Consider the following 16,148-nt stretch of genomic DNA (forward strand, 5'->3'; position numbering starts at 1 on the left):
GTGTATCGAATTCGCTACAGTGGAGTGAAATCAATACAGTCAGGCGCGGTCGTCAACCACGTCCCGTGGCCTCTGCTGTCATTGCCCGGGCAGCGCGTGCGATGAGTACATCGCAACCTTCACGCCTTACCGGGGATCCCGTATTTGCGCAATCGATGGGCGATGGCGGTGTGGCTGGTTTGCAGGCGGCTGGCCAGTTGGCGGGTCGAGGGGTAGCTGACGTATAGCTTCTCCAGCAAGGCTTTTTCAAAACGTTCAATGGCGTGTTCCAGGGTTTCAACGTCCCCGTCGCTTTGCCGCGCGACGGAGGTTCCGGCAATGTCGAGGTCGCCAATGTCGACCACGCTGCTTTCGCATATGGCAGCGGCGCGGAAGATCACGTTTTGCAACTGACGAACGTTGCCTGGCCAGCGGTTACCGAGCAACGCCGGGTATGTCCCCGGCGCCAGGCGACATACGGGGCGCTGTATTTGAGTGCAGGCCTGCTGCATAAAAGTGCGGGCCAGCAACAGGATGTCCTGCCCGCGCTCGCGCAGGGGTGGCACTTCGATGTTGAGCACGTTCAGGCGATAGAACAGGTCTTCGCGAAACGTGCCCTCGTTGACCATTTTTTCGAGGTTGCGATGGGTGGCGCTGAGGATGCGGACATTGACCTTCACTTCCCGTTCGCCGCCGACACGGCGAAAGCTGCCGTCATTCAAAAAACGCAGCAATTTGGCCTGGAGGTAGGGTGACATTTCCGCGATTTCATCAAGGAACACGGTGCCGTTGTTGGCCAGTTCCATCAGGCCCGGTTTACCGCCGCGTTGTGCGCCGGTAAAGGCGCCGGGGGCATAGCCAAACAGTTCGCTCTCGGCCAGGTTTTCCGGTAATGCCGCGCAGTTCAGGGCCAGAAACGGCGCGCTGAAGCGATCACTGATGGCATGGCAAGCGCGGGCCACCAGTTCTTTGCCGGTGCCGGTTTCGCCCTGAATCAACAATGGCGCATCCAAAACCGCGACGCGCTGTGCCCGGGCCTTGAGGGTTCGGATCGCGGGCGACTCACCCAGCAACGCGTCAAAGCCTTCGGCGTGGTCGTGATGCAGCGCGGCCAGCCGCTCGCCAATACGGCTGGGCTGATAGAGGGTCAATAAGGCGCCCGCATCGGTGATCGGCGTGGCATCGAGCATCAGCGGATGGCCGTTGAGCGTGACTTCGCGCAGGGGCAAGCGGAAGCCGTTCTCCAGCAAGGCGGTCAGCAAGCTGGGGTCGGTGAACAACTCGGCAATACTTTGGCCAGCAGGTTCGCGGCCATAGAGCGAGACCAGCGCCGGATTGGCCAACAACACATGGCCTTCGCTGTCCAGTGCCAACACCGGATCGGTCATCGCGGCCAGCAGCGCATCGAGTTGCAGATGCCGTCGCTGACCGGGAAGGATGTCTACCACCATCACCGACTGCACGCCCTGAACCCGGAACAGTGCCTCGCGCAATTCATCGAGCACGTGCGGGCTTAAGGTTGGGGCATCGATATAGACGTTGGGCGGGACCATCTCCACGGCATCGAGATTGAGGTTGCGTGCCCCCAGCAGTGCCAGCACTTCCTGGGTAATACCGACGCGGTCAATAAAGCTGACATGGATACGCATGAGAACGGGGAACACTGTTGGCCGTAAGATGGCCAGTATGCCTTGGGCGCGGCAGCAGGACAAAGAGGTACGTCCTGTAGCGGCTGGCGCTGCCTTCGATGGCGCGCGCAGCGCTGCTGTGCGAGGGGAGGGGGAAGCGGTTCAGGCTGTGGCGTACAGGGCGAATCAGTCCAGATGATCGAGGTTAATCGGATCGCCAGGTTTGTGATTGAGCTGGGCCATCACGTCCAAATACATTTTGTCGTAGTAACCGTGCATCGAACGGATGTCAGCGGTCTTGGGAATGCCATGTTTGACGGCAATCTGAAAGGCATCGTGGGCAAAATTGAAGGCCACGTCTTTGGGCAGCGTGAATGAGTCTTTGAAATCCTTTCCGTTGATCTGACCATGCATGTCGAACTGCATCGACTTGCCTTCCTTGGGATCCTGAACGACCTGGTAATCGATCTTGATGTCATACCCGAAATCGCCAGGTTGCAGCGGTTCGCGGTGGATATGCAGGTGACCGGGTTCGAACGAGGCCATAGGGTGACTCCTTGAGCAAAGGTAAAAGGGCAGACCCTGAGGCCTGCCCCGCAGTTCAGAAGTAGGTAATACCAGATTTTTCAGTGCTGACGCGAGTACCGGCTTTGCCTTGCACGATGGCCTCAATATCTGCCAGGGCACCGATAACAGCGGTTTTGCCTGTTTTACGCGCGAATTCGCAGGCAGCTTCAACTTTTGGCCCCATGGAACCGGAGGCGAAGCCGAGTTTTTCGAGCTCGTCGGGGTGCGCTTGGGCAATGCCCTTCTGGGTCGGTTTGCCCCAGTCAATGAAGGCTGCATTGACGTCGGTCGCAATGACCAGCAAGTCGCTGTCCAGTTGCTGTGCCAGCAGGGAAGAGGCCAGATCCTTGTCGATCACCGCTTCGATGCCTTTGAGATTGCCGTCTTCGCCGTACATGGTCGGAATACCGCCGCCGCCCGCGCAAATCACAATGGTGCCTTTCTCCAGCAGCCATTTGATCGGACGGATTTCGAAGATGCGTTTTGGTTTAGGGCTTGGCACCACGCGGCGGAATTTGTCGCCATCGGGGGCAATGTTCCAGCCTTTTTCAGCCGCCAGGCTTTTGGCTTCGGCTTCGCTGTACACCGGGCCGATGGGCTTGGTCGGGTTCTGGAAAGCCGGGTCTTTGGGGTCGACTTCAACCTGGGTCAGCAAGGTGGCAAAAGGCGCGTCCTGCGGCAACAGGTTACCCAGTTCTTGCTCGATCATGTAACCGATCATGCCTTCGGTTTCGGCGCCCAGCACGTCCAGCGGGTAAGGGCTGACGGCGGTGTAAGCGGCAGCTTGCAGCGACAGCAGGCCCACTTGCGGGCCGTTGCCGTGGGCGACGACCAATTCGTTACCGGGGGCAATACGGGCAATTTGAGCAGTAGCGGTGCGGATGTTTTCGCGTTGATTCTCGGCAGTCATGGGCTGACCGCGACGCAAGAGGGCGTTACCGCCCAGTGCAACGACGATACGCATAGGTAATTCCTTATAGAAGGGAAGTTCACATACAGCCGGGTTGTGCCGGAGCAGGCGAGCCCGCTCCGGCAGCCATGCACGTCCTTAGATATCAGCCAGGGCTGCGACCAGGATTGCCTTAATGGTGTGCATGCGGTTTTCGGCTTGTTCGAAGGCAATGTTGTAAGGAGACTCAAACACCTCTTCGGTCACTTCAATGCCGTCCTTCAGGTTTGGATGGTGCTCTGCCACGTCCTTGCCGACCTTGGTTTCACAGTTGTGGAACGCTGGGAGGCAGTGCATGAATTTCACGCGGATGTTACCGGCGGCTTTGATCAGGTCCATGTTGACTTGGTAAGGCAGCAGCAATTTGATGCGCTCGTTCCAGGCTTCAACGGGTTCGCCCATCGAGACCCAAACGTCAGTGTGGATGAAGTCCACGCCTTTGACGGCAGCTTTCGGGTCTTCGGTCAGGGTGATTTTGGCACCGCTTTCCTTGGCGAACTCTTCGCACTGTTTGACGAACGACTCTTCTGGCCACAGGGCTTTAGGGGCGCCGATGCGCACGTCCATGCCCAATTTGGCGCCGATCAGCAGCAGCGAGTTACCCATGTTGTTCCGGGCGTCGCCCAGGTAGGCGTAGCTGATATCGTGCAGAGGCTTGTCGCTGTGTTCGCGCATGGTCAGCACGTCGGCGATCATTTGCGTCGGGTGGAATTCGGCGGTCAGGCCGTTGAACACCGGTACACCAGCGTACTTGGCCAGCTCTTCAACGATTTCCTGCGCAAAGCCACGGTATTCAATGGCATCGAACATACGACCCAGAACGCGGGCGGTGTCTTTCATGCTTTCTTTGTGACCGATCTGCGAGGAAACCGGGTCGATGTAAGTCACGTGTGCGCCTTGATCGTGGGCCGCCACTTCGAACGCGCAACGGGTACGGGTCGAGGTTTTTTCAAAGATCAGCGCAATGTTTTTGCCTTTGAGGTGCGGCTCTTCCGTGCCGGTGTACTTGGCGCGTTTCAGGTCGCGGGACAGGTCCAGCAGATAGTGCAGTTCGCGTTGGGTGTGGTGCACCAAGCTGAGCAGGCTGCGGTTTTTCATGTTAAACGCCATGGGGATCTCCTGGGTTTCTGGTAACCGGCTTGCGCCGCCCGGATAAGGGCTGGCGCAAGCATTCAAAGGGATGAATTAATAGTCAATCGGGTCGCGGATGATTGGGCAGGTCATGCAGTGACCGCCGCCACGGCCGCGTCCCAGCTCAGAGGCGCTGATGGTGATGACTTCCACGCCCGCCTTGCGCAGCAGGGTGTTGGTGTAGGTGTTGCGGTCGTAACCGATCACCACACCAGGTTCCAGCGCTACAACGTTGTTGCCGTCGTCCCACTGCTCGCGTTCTGCCGCGAAGGAGTTGCCGCCGGTCTCAACCACACGCAGGGTTTTAACGCCCAGTGCTTTGGCGACCACATCCAGGAAGCTGCTTTCTTCACGTCGAACGTCGATGCCGCCCTGTTTGCTCTCGTCGGGGTACAGCGAGAAGGCGACAATTTGGTTCACAACTTCAGGGAAGATCGTCACCAGATCGCGGTCGCAGAAGCTGAACACGGTGTCCAGGTGCATCGCGGCGCGGGATTTAGGCATACCGGCCACGATCACACGTTCCACGGCTTTGTTCTTGAACAGGCTCTGCGCCAGTTGGCCGATGGCCTGACGCGATGTCCGCTCGCCCATACCGATCAGTACCACGCCTTTGCCGATTGGCATGACGTCGCCGCCTTCCAGGCTTGAGTTGCCATGGTCCACGGTTGGGTCGCCGTACCAGATCTGGAAGTCAGCGTTAGTGAACTCAGGGTGGAACTTGTAGATCGCGGTGGTCAGCAGGGTTTCCTGACGACGCGCAGGCCAGTACATCGGGTTCAGCGTCACGCCACCGTAAATCCAGCAAGTGGTGTCACGGGTGAACTGAGTGTTTGGCAGCGGTGGCAGGATAAAACTGGTGTGGCCGAGGAAATCACGGAACATCTCGATGGTTTTGCCACCGAAGCTGTCTGGCAGATCGTCAGCCGATACGCCGCCAATCAGGTATTCAGCGGCTTTACGGGGCTCCAGGCTTTTGATCCAGGCTTTGACTTCGTGCACCAGGCCGACACCCACCTGATCCGGCGTCACTTTGTGATCGAGGATCCAGTCCAGTGCTTCAGGCATTGCCACGATGTCGGTCAGCAGGTTGTGCATTTCCAGAACATCGATGCCGCGCTCGCGCATCTTGGTCACAAAATCGAAGTGGTCGCGCTTGGCCTGATTGACCCACAACACGTCATCAAACAGCAGCTCGTCGCAGTTACTGGGTGTCAGGCGCTGGTGAGCCAGGCCAGGGGAGCAAACCATCACTTTACGCAGTTTGCCGGCTTCGGAATGTACGCCGTATTTCACTTTTTCTGTGGTCATTACAGTCAACCTCCAAAGTACATAATCAGGGACTTACAGGGTCAGGAAGCCGTCATAGAGCCCATAGGCCGCCACCAGGGCGCCGATGATCACGGCAGCAAAAATCACTTTTTCAATGTTGGTAAATACTTGTTGGCCTGTCTCGCGTTTAGCCTTGGCGAAGAAAATTGCGCCAGGTGCGTACAGCAGGGCCGAGAGCAGCAGGTATTTCAGGCCGCCGGCATACAACAGCCACACGGCATAGATCAGGGCGATACCGCCGATGATCAGGTCTTTCTTGCGTTCAGCCAGTGCGTTCTCGTAAGTCTCGCCGCGCACCGCCAGCAGCAGGCCATACGCTGCTGACCAGAGGTAAGGCACGAGGATCATTGAGGTCGCCAGGTAGATCAGCGACAGGTAAGTACTGGCCGAGAACAGGGTGATGACCAGGAACAGCTGCACCATGGCGTTGGTCAGCCACAACGCATTGACCGGTACATGGTTGGCGTTTTCCTTTTTCAGGAAGGCCGGCATGGTGTGGTCCTTGGCGGCCGAGAACATGATTTCCGCGCACAGCAGGACCCACGACAGCAGGGCACCCAACAGCGAGATGATCAAGCCGACACTGATCAGCACTGCACCCCAGTGACCGACCACATGCTCAAGCACGGCCGCCATTGAAGGGTTTTGCAGTTTGGCCAGTTCAGGCTGAGTCATGATCCCGAGCGACAGCACGTTCACCAGCACCAGCAACAGCAGCACGGTGATGAAGCCGATCACAGTGGCTTTACCCACGTCCGAACGCTTCTCGGCACGGGAAGAGAAGATGCTCGCGCCTTCGATACCGATGAACACCCACACGGTGACCAGCATCATGTTGCGCACCTGGTCCATCACGCTGCCCAGATCCGGGTTTTTCAGGCCCCAGATGTCACTGGTGAAAATGTCCAGTTTGAAGGCGAAGACGGCAATCAGAATGAACAGGATCAGCGGCACGACCTTGGCAACCGTGGTCACCAGGTTGATGAACGCGGCTTCCTTGATACCGCGCAGGACGAGGAAGTGAACCGCCCATAGCAGGACCGACGCGCCGATGATCGCGGCCGGGGTGTTGCCTTCCCCAAAGATCGGGAAGAAATACCCCAGGGTGCTGAACAGCAACACGAAATAACCGACGTTGCCCAGCCAGGCACTGATCCAGTAACCCCAGGCTGACGAGAAACCCATGTAATCGCCAAAACCGGCCTTGGCGTAGGCGTAGACGCCACCGTCGAGGTCGGGTTTGCGGTTGGCCAGGGTCTGGAAGACAAAAGCGAGGGTCAGCATACCGACAGCGGTGATTGCCCATCCAATAAGAACGGCTCCAACATCGGCACTTGCTGCCATGTTTTGTGGCAGCGAAAAAATACCGCCGCCAATCATTGAGCCGACTACCAGAGCAACCAACGCACCCAATCGTAGTTTTCCGGGAGTATCAGACATTTGTGTTGACTCCAATCTAGGAGAAGTGAGGCCTTACGTTAATTCCGTTGGTATTTCAGCCATTTGACTTAGATCAGGGCATTACTACATTCCATTGTTAGAAGCGGGGAAAGGTCGCAATCACGTATTATTTTGACGCTTCCCGAAAGGCCCACTCCAGAGGACTTAAAGGGTTTTAATACGCAACTTGCCGCGGGGTCGTGGAGATTGAAGCTAGTCACTATTTTCAATTTTGCAAATGTCACTTTCATGTTTCATGAGCCGCGGCATGAAATTAAACCGTGATGTACATAAGGTGAATTTTTGAGGTTTCAATAGACATTCTTGCGATTAAAAAGAGGGGGCTTATTGCGCGGTACTAATAGACGTTTAACCGGTGCATATATTTAGTCAGTGAACATCTGTAGCCTGTGGCCTGTGTATCAAAAAATGTCCAAGACCGTATAAAGAGGTGGCGATGACGCAACAAACCCAGAAGCTTCGGCTCAATGCTCTGATCGCGTTAGTCGTCGGTTCAATGATTGGCGGCGGTATTTTTTCCCTGCCGCAAAACATTGCCGAACGGGCAGCGGGCGGGGCCGTGTTGATCGGATGGGCAATCACCGCCGTCGGCATGCTGGCATTGGCGTTCGTGTTTCAGACCCTGGCCAACCGCAAGCCGGAACTCGACTCGGGTGTCTACGCCTATGCCAAGGCTGGTTTTGGCGATTACATGGGCTTTTCGTCAGCCTGGGGTTACTGGATCAGTGCGTGGATGGGTAACGTCGGTTACTTCGTACTCTTGTTCAGTACGTTAGGGTATTTCGTGCCAATGTTCGGGCAGGGCAACACCCCCGTAGCCATTGGCTGCGCCTCGCTGTTGCTGTGGGGGGTGCACTTTCTGGTGCTGCGCGGCATCAAGGAAGCCGCGTTCATCAACCAGTTGACCACCATCGCGAAAATCGTCCCGATTGTGATGTTCATCGTGTTGACTGGCGTGGCGTTCAAGGCCGACATTTTCACCCTGGATTTCTGGGGGACCGAAACCCCCAGCCTTGGCAGCGTGATGGACCAGGTGCGCAACATGATGCTGGTGACGGTGTTTGTGTTTATCGGCATCGAAGGCGCCAGTGTGTATTCGGGACGCGCCGAAAAACGCTCCGACGTGGGCAAAGCCACGGTAATCGGCTTTCTGGGAGTGCTGGCGCTGCTGGTGCTGGTGAATGTGCTGTCGCTGGGGATCATGACTCAGCCGGAGCTGGCCAAACTGCAAAACCCGTCCATGGCTGGCGTGCTGAAACATGTGGTGGGGGAGTGGGGCGCGATCTTGATCAGTATCGGGCTGGCCATCTCGTTGCTGGGTGCGCTGCTGTCGTGGGCGTTGTTATGCGCCGAGATCCTGTTTGCTACGGCCAAGGACAACACCATGCCGGCTTTCCTGAAAAAGGAAAACGCCAACCATGTACCGGTCAACGCGCTGTGGCTGACCAACAGCATGATCCAGATATTCCTGCTCATCACCCTCGTGTCCAAAGGGACTTACACCAGCCTGATCTACCTGGCGTCGTCGATGATTCTGGTGCCTTACCTGTGGTCGGCGGCTTATTCGGTGTTGTTGTGCATCAAGGGCGAAACCTACTCGCACGCCAGCCGCTCGCGGTTCAAAGACCTGTTGGTGGGGTTGATCGCCCTGGTTTACGCCATGTGGTTGCTGTATGCGGCGGGGCCCAAGTACTTGCTGCTCTCGGCGTTGCTGTACGCGCCCGGGGTGTTTTTCTTTGCCAAGGCCAAGCACGAACAGGGTGAGCCGCTGTTTGTGGCGGCAGAGCGGGCGATATTCGGTGCTGTGGTGGTGGCTGCGCTGGCGGCGGCTTATGGGCTCTATGGCAGTGTGTTGACGTTGTAAGAAAGATAAAGCCTTGGCCCGTGCGGGGCTGAACCTGTGGAGCAGCCTTCTACAACGCTGGGGGTAAACGTTCCGGCCGGGACCAAATCCACGCATTGCCCAGGCCCATGCCGGCAATGGCCAGAAACAACGGCCATTGATGCTCAAGCACATACAGCATCAACCCCGCGCAGATCAGCATGCTGAGGGTGGCGCTGACTTTGGCTTTGCGTTGAATGATTTTCCCATTGCGCCAATTGCTCAGGATCGGGCCGAACAGGCGGTGGTTTTCCAGCCAGGCACTTAGCCGCGGCGAGCTTTTGGTTGCGGCCCAGGCCGCCAGTAATATGAATTCGGTGGTCGGCAGCCCCGGCACCACAATGGCGACCAATCCGATACCCAGACTGACGTAGGCCAGCAAGCCGAAGAGGATTTGGGCTATTTTCGACGGGGATTGAGTTTGGCGGGTCATAAGCTCAAGACGCAAAAAAGAGTGCTCGGCCAGCGCGCGCCGACCGAGCGGGTCTAGCTTAAGCCAGTTCTGGCTGAGCAGCGTAGGCGTGTTCCAGTAATACGGTGAAACGCTCGAAAGCGGCTACTGCACCTTGGTCTAGATCGGCCTCTTCTTCGGCGCTCAGTTGCAGGCTATCAAGGGTTTTGACGAAGCTTTTCCAGCCTTCGGCGCGGCCACCGGCTGGCTCGCCCAGGTGACGGGCGCCGAAGGTTTCGCTCAGTTCCAGTGCCACGGCACGTTTGATCAGGAAGGCGGCGCCCAGCTTGGAACCTTCCGATACAAAGAGCCAGCCCAGTGCTTGTGCCTTGCTTGGCGCGTTCACCGCGCCCGCGACAGGGGCCGGGACGTCTGTGTTGAGGTCAGCGAGGTCAGCTTTGGCTTGCTCTGCGCGGCACCGTGCAGGCAAGTCCGGGACGATTTCTTGGAGGGCCGGGTCGGTGTACAGCGCTTGCAGCTCTGATTGAAAGAGGTATTGAGCCACTACAAAACGGGCAAAGTTTTCCCGTGTCTCAAAGGGCTTGTGGGCCTTGACCAGCGCGTCGAGTTTTTGATGAGGCTCGTTGGTGATCTGGTTCAGGCGTTGTGAACGCAGGGCAGGACGCTGTGCAGTGTCTTGGGAGGTCATGAAGATGTCCTTGAGAATGAGATGCGCTTGGTAACTAGACGAACAAGAAGACGCGTGACAGTAAAAAATCCTCACTGCTCAGTGAAAAACACCGCGCAGTGAGGAGGCTGGCTCAGATGTCCCAGGCCAGGTTGATCGCGAAGTTGCGGCCCGGCTGAGTCAGGCGATCGAGGTTGGCCGGGTTCACGGTGGACGCTTCACCCACCCCGTCGTAGCTGCGTACGTCATCCCACAGCCAGTATTTCTTGTTGGTCAGGTTGTACACGCCTGCGCTGACGGTCACGTCACGGGTCACTTTGTAGTAGGCGCTCACGTCCACAATCCCGAACCCCGGGGTTTCGAATCGCTTGCCCTGAATGTCTGGCGCCTTGAAGGCCGTGTCGTCGATGCGGTCTTTTTTCTTGACCAGCGTCCAGCTCACCAGGCCGCCGTAGTTGTCGCGGTCATACCCGAGGCCAAACACACCGGTCAGTGGGTTGACGCTGTTGAGCGGCTGGCCGTTGTCGTCGTTGCGGCCATAGGCGTAAGCAATCGAACCTTTGGTGTACAGACCACGCGGTGCACCGAAGGCGTCCAGTTGCAACTGGCCTTTGAGTTCGATGCCCTTGATGGTGGCGTGCTTGATATTGCGGCTCTGGAAGCTGTTCAGGTCATAGCCGGGAGTGACGTTGTCTTCATCGATGAAGTCGCGGTATTTGTTGTAGAACACAGCCAGGTCAAACGAGCCTTCGTCGAAATTGCCGCGCAGGCCGGTTTCGTAGCTTTTGCTTTTTTCCGGTTCAAGGTTCGGGTTGGGCTCGACGACGTAGCCTTCCTGCAGGTTTTCGAAACGGCCATACAGCGCTTTGGCGGTTGGCGTGCGGAAGCCTTCGGAGTATTGGCCGAACCAGGTGTAGTGGTCGTTGAACGCGTAGGTCACGCCCAGTTTTGGCGAAAGGCGATGCCAGGTTTTTTCAGGGTCGCTGACAGAGTACTTGCCATCCGGGTTTACTGCGTTCAGGAACTCCTGGGTGATTTTGGGCTTGAGGCGCGTGTAGTCGTAGCGTACGCCGGGCATGAACGTCCATTGGTTCCAACTGATTTCATCCTGTGCAAACAGGCTGTAGGTGTCGATGGTCGGGTCCGGGAAGTCGCTGACTTTGGCGAACACATCGCCTTTGGCCGTGCTCAGCGCGCCCACTGCTGCGCAGTTCCTCCCGACAGCAAGGCACACCGCGCTGCCGGAACGCGAGCCGGTGACTTTGTCGTGTTTGACAGTGGTGCCGTAGGTCAGCAAATGGTCGGTCGGGCCGACCGCGAAGGCTTTGTCGAACTGTGCATCGAACACCCATTGCTGCTCTTTATAGCGGGTGTCGCGGGTGCGGTACACGTCGCGACTAAACGGGAAGTAGCGCTCTTCGGTGCTCTGGTCGGTCTTGGCCACTTGATAGTTCAGGCTCAGCTTGCCGTGGTCAGCTAGCAGGCTGTCCAGCGCGAAGGTGTTCTCAAGGCCAAAACGCTCGCGGGTGACGGTGTCAGTGCCGTTGCGCGACTTGTACATGCCCATCGGTACGCCGTAGTTAAACGGGCCACCGACCACGCTTTTCAAGTTGATGTCGCGTTCGTCCCGGTAGTTTTCGTAAGTAAACGCCAGGCGGTCGTCATCGTTGTAGTTCCAGCCAGCCTTGGCCAAGACGTTGGTGGTGTTCACGTCTTCAGGGTTGGCCGCAGTGCGGTTCAGGCCGGTGCCGCCGTGGTTGCCATAGGATTCGGTTTCGTGGCCGTCCCGGCGGCTCACATGCAGCAAACCGTCGAACTGGTCGGCACGGCCTGCCACGGTGGCGGACTTGAGCCAGCTGCGGTCGGCCGAGCTGTAACCGGTCTTCAGGCGTGCGCCTGCATCCTGACCCGGTTTGATGATGTCGTCCGGGTTGAGGGTGAAGTAGCTCACCGCGCCGCCGATGGCATTGCTGCCGTACAGCACCGAGGCCGGGCCGCGCAGAATTTCAACACGCTTGACGATCTCCGGGTCGACGTAATTACGCTGGGTTTTAGCGAACGGGCCGTTGAAGAACGAGTTGGGGATTTCAACGCCATCGACCTGCGTCAGAATCCGGTCACCGTCGATGCCGCGAATGTTGTAACCGCTGATGCCTCCGCGCAGGCCGCCTCCGCCCACGGACACGCCCGGTTCATAGCGCACCAGTTCCTTGATGGTGTTGACGTTCTGACGGTCGAGTTCTTCGCGGTCATGCACGGTCACGGTGCTGGGCACGCTGATGACGTCTTGCGCCTGGCGCGTGGCGCTGATGGTCACTTGCTGCAAGGCGAGGGTGCCGCTGCCGGGGGCGCGTTTTTCGAGGACGATGTTATTGCCGCCCAGTTTGCGATAGCCCAAATTGGTGCCGATCAACAGACGGTCCAGGGCTTTTTCTGCTGGCAGAGACCCGCGTACACCCGGGGAAGAAACGTTCTGCCCCAGCTCTGCCGGCAAACCGACTTGCCAGCCAGTGACCGCCGTAAAGTCGTTGAGCGCAGCCACCAGCGGTTGCTGGGAAATCGCAAATTTATAATTGCCCACAGCGCGGCTTTCAGATGGCGTATCGGTCGCAGCTATTGCCGGAACGGCATGTACGCCAGCCATCAGCAGGGCGACGGTCAACAACGACAAAGTACGCGAGTGCGTAGGGCGGGTGCGACCCTTGGATGAAGACCGGCTGTTGAAACGTGTGGGCATTGATAGCGCTCCGTGGTGAACGACTCTTATAGTTGCGAAGCTGACTCAAAATGCGAATCAGTTGCATTGACTAAAACGAGACGTATGACCTTGGGCTATCGCGTAAAAAAAACTGTATTCAGTTGAAAATAACCAGTGCCGGGAATTCGGAGAGGCTGGACGAGGTGATGTGGGCGAGGGAGCGGACGATGTCCAGAGGCTGGTCCAGACGGTAATTGCCTGTCACTGCGACGCTGGCCAGTTGCTCGTTATTGTTGACGATCCAGCCGGGGTAATAGCGCCGCACTTCATCCAGCACTTTGCTCATGGGGCAATTTTCAAACACCAGTCGTCCCTGAACCCACGCCAGATCGGTTTGCTGATTGAGCTTGACCGGTTGGCCAAAACCATTGGGGCCGATACTCACACTGTTACCGGCAGACAACCGCATCTGCGTGCCAATGCTGTTCATGCGTAAATCGACATCACCCCGTTGTACGCGTACTTGAGCCTGCCCGTTGAGGTAGCTGACGGCGAAAGCAGTGTCGCGCACGCTGACGCGCACCGGCCCGGCATCGAGAACCAGCGGGCGTTCAAGATTGGCTGGCACCTCGAAAAATGCTTCGCCCTGATACAACCGCGCATTACTTTGCGCATTGATCCTGTCGCTGGAGAACGCCGAATTGGTGTTGAGCAACACTTTTGAACCGTCTTCCAGCTCCAGGTGCTGGCGCTCGCCCACCACGGTCAAGTGATCGGCCTGCAAGCGCAATGGCACATTGCTGTAACTGCCCACAGCAATGACCAGTACCGCGGCAGTGGCCACGTGCTTCCAGTGACGGCCAATACGTCGCAACAGCGTAGGCGCACGCCGGGTGTTCAGGGTACGTGCCGCTTCAATCAGCGGCTGGCTGTTCCATGCGGCATTGGCTTTGGCAAACGCTTGGGCATGGGCCGGATCTGCCTTGAGCCACATTTGGAACGCTGCTTTTTCGGACGCGTCGGCACACTCCAGGGTGATCAGCCAGTCCAGCGCCTGATCCATGGCGCTGTCTTGCAGAGCATCCTGCGCCAGTTCCGGCACGGCAGGGGGTGGAGTGTCCTTCACGGGTGATCCTTGGCAGTCTCAGGCACAGTGTTGTTCAACGTCTCGGAATCCATGGCGTGAAAGCTGCCATATCGGAATTTTCTTACGGGTGTGTCCCGGCAAGATTACGGCCGATTGATTCGATCGGCTACCCCGACACAGATTGCCATGATCAGTTTGAGTTCCTTTTGAACCGTGCTCAGAGACACCTCAAGCGCCTGGGCGATCTCCTGGTAACTGCAACCATGCAGGCGACTGAGTATGAAAATCCGCTGCTGGCGTGCGCTTAGCTGGCTAAGGCTCACACTCAAACGCTCCAGTAGTTGTGCGGCTTGATGGGCTTCTTCGGGGGTGCTGAGAGAGGAAGGGACGCCTTCGATGACGTCGGTGGGCACGTCTTCGAGCACCGTACGCGACTGAATGCGCCGCGAGCGCAGGTGGTCGAGTGCCAGGTTGCGTGCGGTCTGGAACACAAACGGCTCAAGATGCTCGACCGTGCGTTCGTTCAACGCGCGGGTGACGCGCAGGTAAGTCTCGTGCAACAGGTCCTCAGCGGTACTCGGGTTGTTGACCATGCGCTGCAAGGTGCGCAACAGGATCACCCGTTGCGTCAGGAAGACGTGATTGAAGTGGGACTGACTCACAGCACTACCAGACCAGATATTAGCGAATGATAATGCTTATCATCTATGGGCTGGGTCAAGCGCTGTTTTTGTTACCGGCCGTTTAAGCGGCCAATAACGCCAGCAGCGCTGCGGGTTTACACACGTCCCTTTAAATACGCAGCGTAATCAGGGATCCGGTGATCGTGGGGCTGGCTCATGAGCGGGCTGCTGAGCAGGTAATCCGCGCTGCATTCATTGCACGCCACGGGGATGTTCCAGACTGCTGCGACCCGCAACAGGGCCTTGATATCCGGATCATGGGGCTGCGGCTCGAAAGGGTCCCAGAAGAACACCAGCATGTCGACCCGTTGCTCGGCGATGCGTGCGCCCACTTGCTGATCCCCGCCCAACGGGCCGCTGATCATGCTTTCGATCGGCAGCCCAAGGTGCTGGCTCAGCAGCAGACCGGTGGTGCCGGTGGCGCACAGGTCATGCTGGCTGAGGGTGGCCTTGTGGCGTTCAGCCCACTCCAGCAGAAACCCTTTGCAGTGATCGTGAGCCACCAGGGCGATACGCTTGCGCGCCGCCAGGGTGGCCGTCGTAAAGCTGATACCGATCATCGCGTCACTCCGCGTTGCACAGCGCCAGGCAGTTATCGAGCATGCGGTTGGAGAAGCCCCATTCGTTGTCGTACCACGCCAGCACTTTGAGCATTTTGCCGCTGACCTTGGTGTGGTTGGCATCGAAAATCGACGACAGCGGGTTGTGGTTAAAATCGCTCGATACCAGTGGCAGGCTGTTATAGCCCAACACTTTGGAATGCTGGCTGGCCTCCTTAAACAGTGCGTTGACTTCAGCGGCCGTGGTTTCGCGCTTGAGCTCAACGGTCAGGTCAACCAGCGACACGTTGATTACCGGGACGCGTACCGCCATGCCGGTCAATTTGCCCGCCAGTTCCGGCAGTACCAGGCCCACCGCTTCAGCGGCCCCGGTTTTACTCGGGATCATGTTCTGCGTGGCCGAGCGCGCGCGGTAGGGGTCGCTGTGGTAAACGTCGGTCAGGTTCTGGTCATTGGTGTAGGCGTGGATGGTGGTCATCAAGCCGTTTTCGATGCCCAGTTCGCGGTGCAAGATGTGTGCGACCGGCGCCAGGCAGTTAGTGGTACAGGAAGCACTGGAAATAATTTGATGCGATTGGCGCAGGATGTCGTGGTTCACGCCATACACCACGGTCGCATCAGCGTTTTTGCCCGGTGCGGAGATGATGACCTTGCGCGCGCCAGCGCTAATATGTGCTTGAGCTTTGCTGCGTTCGGTGAACAAACCGGTACATTCGAACACCACGTCGATCTTCAAGGCAGCCCACGGCAGTTCAGCCGGGTTACGAATGGCAGTGACGGCAATGCGGTCGCCATTGACTGTCAGGCTTTCCTGATCGTGTTCAACGGTGGCATCGAAAGTACCGTGAACGGTGTCGTACTTGAGCAGGTGGGCGTTGATTGCGCTGTCACCCAGATCGTTGATGGCGACGATCTGCAGGTCCTGACGGTAGCCTTGGGTATACAGTGCGCGCAGGACGTTGCGGCCGATCCGGCCAAAACCATTGATTGCGATTCGTAGAGTCATGGAAAGCGCCTGCCATCGATTTGTTGTTGGAATTACAAGATTATTCGCATAGAAATAGAAAACAAGCCATTTTGGTGGCAATATTTTGTTTTATCTACAACGAGTG

The 16,148-nt window shown here is 57.7% G+C and carries 14 protein-coding genes; 1 reads left to right on the forward strand and 13 read right to left on the reverse strand.

Annotation, left to right across the window (positions count from 1 at the left end; all coding sequences use genetic code 11):
• Positions 1-119: 119 nt before the first annotated feature.
• The 6 genes from CJF39_RS15550 to arcD (CJF39_RS15580) form a co-directional block, all read right to left on the reverse strand.
• Positions 120-1,628, reverse strand: a complete 1,509-nt coding sequence (locus tag CJF39_RS15550; protein WP_094994214.1) for a sigma-54-dependent transcriptional regulator — start codon at positions 1,626-1,628, stop codon at positions 120-122.
• Positions 1,629-1,793: 165 nt separating this feature from the next.
• Positions 1,794-2,153, reverse strand: coding sequence for a DUF5064 family protein (locus CJF39_RS15560; RefSeq protein ID WP_094994216.1), 360 nt, complete (start codon positions 2,151-2,153; stop codon positions 1,794-1,796).
• A gap of 55 nt (positions 2,154-2,208) precedes the next feature.
• Positions 2,209-3,138, reverse strand: coding sequence for a carbamate kinase (gene arcC / locus CJF39_RS15565; protein WP_070412606.1), 930 nt, complete (start codon positions 3,136-3,138; stop codon positions 2,209-2,211).
• An 84-nt stretch (positions 3,139-3,222) separates the two neighbouring features.
• A complete protein-coding gene (locus tag CJF39_RS15570; protein ID WP_070412605.1) occupies positions 3,223-4,233 on the reverse strand; it encodes an ornithine carbamoyltransferase in 1,011 nt (336 codons plus the stop codon).
• A gap of 75 nt (positions 4,234-4,308) precedes the next feature.
• Entirely contained in the window at positions 4,309-5,565 is a 1,257-nt protein-coding gene (gene arcA / locus CJF39_RS15575; RefSeq protein WP_094994217.1) for an arginine deiminase, read from the reverse strand.
• A 33-nt stretch (positions 5,566-5,598) separates the two neighbouring features.
• Entirely contained in the window at positions 5,599-7,026 is a 1,428-nt protein-coding gene (arcD, locus tag CJF39_RS15580; protein ID WP_094994218.1) for an arginine-ornithine antiporter, read from the reverse strand.
• Between the two features lie 457 nt (positions 7,027-7,483).
• Between arcD (CJF39_RS15580) and arcD (CJF39_RS15585) the strand changes: the two genes are divergently transcribed.
• The gene (arcD, locus tag CJF39_RS15585; RefSeq protein ID WP_094994219.1) at positions 7,484-8,911 is read left to right on the forward strand and encodes an arginine-ornithine antiporter; all 1,428 of its coding nucleotides are present in this window, start codon (positions 7,484-7,486) and stop codon (positions 8,909-8,911) included.
• Between the two features lie 49 nt (positions 8,912-8,960).
• Here the strand turns inward: arcD (CJF39_RS15585) and CJF39_RS15590 are convergent, their stop codons facing one another.
• The 7 genes from CJF39_RS15590 to gap form a co-directional block, all read right to left on the reverse strand.
• Positions 8,961-9,362, reverse strand: a complete 402-nt coding sequence (locus CJF39_RS15590; protein WP_094994220.1) for a YbaN family protein — start codon at positions 9,360-9,362, stop codon at positions 8,961-8,963.
• Positions 9,363-9,420: 58 nt separating this feature from the next.
• Positions 9,421-10,029 (reverse strand): biliverdin-producing heme oxygenase, encoded by a 609-nt coding sequence (locus tag CJF39_RS15595; RefSeq protein ID WP_094994221.1) that lies wholly within the window; start codon positions 10,027-10,029, stop codon positions 9,421-9,423.
• A gap of 112 nt (positions 10,030-10,141) precedes the next feature.
• Positions 10,142-12,745: a TonB-dependent receptor gene (locus CJF39_RS15600; protein WP_094994222.1), complete on the reverse strand. Its 2,604-nt coding sequence runs from the start codon at positions 12,743-12,745 to the stop codon at positions 10,142-10,144.
• A gap of 118 nt (positions 12,746-12,863) precedes the next feature.
• Positions 12,864-13,769, reverse strand: coding sequence for a FecR family protein (locus CJF39_RS15605; protein ID WP_094994265.1), 906 nt, complete (start codon positions 13,767-13,769; stop codon positions 12,864-12,866).
• Positions 13,770-13,936: 167 nt separating this feature from the next.
• The gene (locus CJF39_RS15610) at positions 13,937-14,455 is read right to left on the reverse strand and encodes an RNA polymerase sigma factor (RefSeq protein ID WP_094994223.1); all 519 of its coding nucleotides are present in this window, start codon (positions 14,453-14,455) and stop codon (positions 13,937-13,939) included.
• Positions 14,456-14,571: 116 nt separating this feature from the next.
• On the reverse strand, positions 14,572-15,036 hold the full coding sequence (locus CJF39_RS15615) for a methylglyoxal synthase (RefSeq protein ID WP_094994224.1): 465 nt from the start codon (positions 15,034-15,036) through the stop codon (positions 14,572-14,574).
• Positions 15,037-15,040: 4 nt separating this feature from the next.
• Complete coding sequence (gene gap / locus CJF39_RS15620; protein WP_094994225.1) at positions 15,041-16,042, reverse strand: type I glyceraldehyde-3-phosphate dehydrogenase; 1,002 nt, start codon at positions 16,040-16,042, stop codon at positions 15,041-15,043.
• Between the last annotated feature and the right edge of the window lie 106 nt (positions 16,043-16,148).

Origin of the sequence: Pseudomonas lundensis, from assembly GCF_002269125.1 — a bacterium.
In the GTDB taxonomy this organism is placed as follows: domain Bacteria; phylum Pseudomonadota; class Gammaproteobacteria; order Pseudomonadales; family Pseudomonadaceae; genus Aquipseudomonas; species Aquipseudomonas lundensis_A.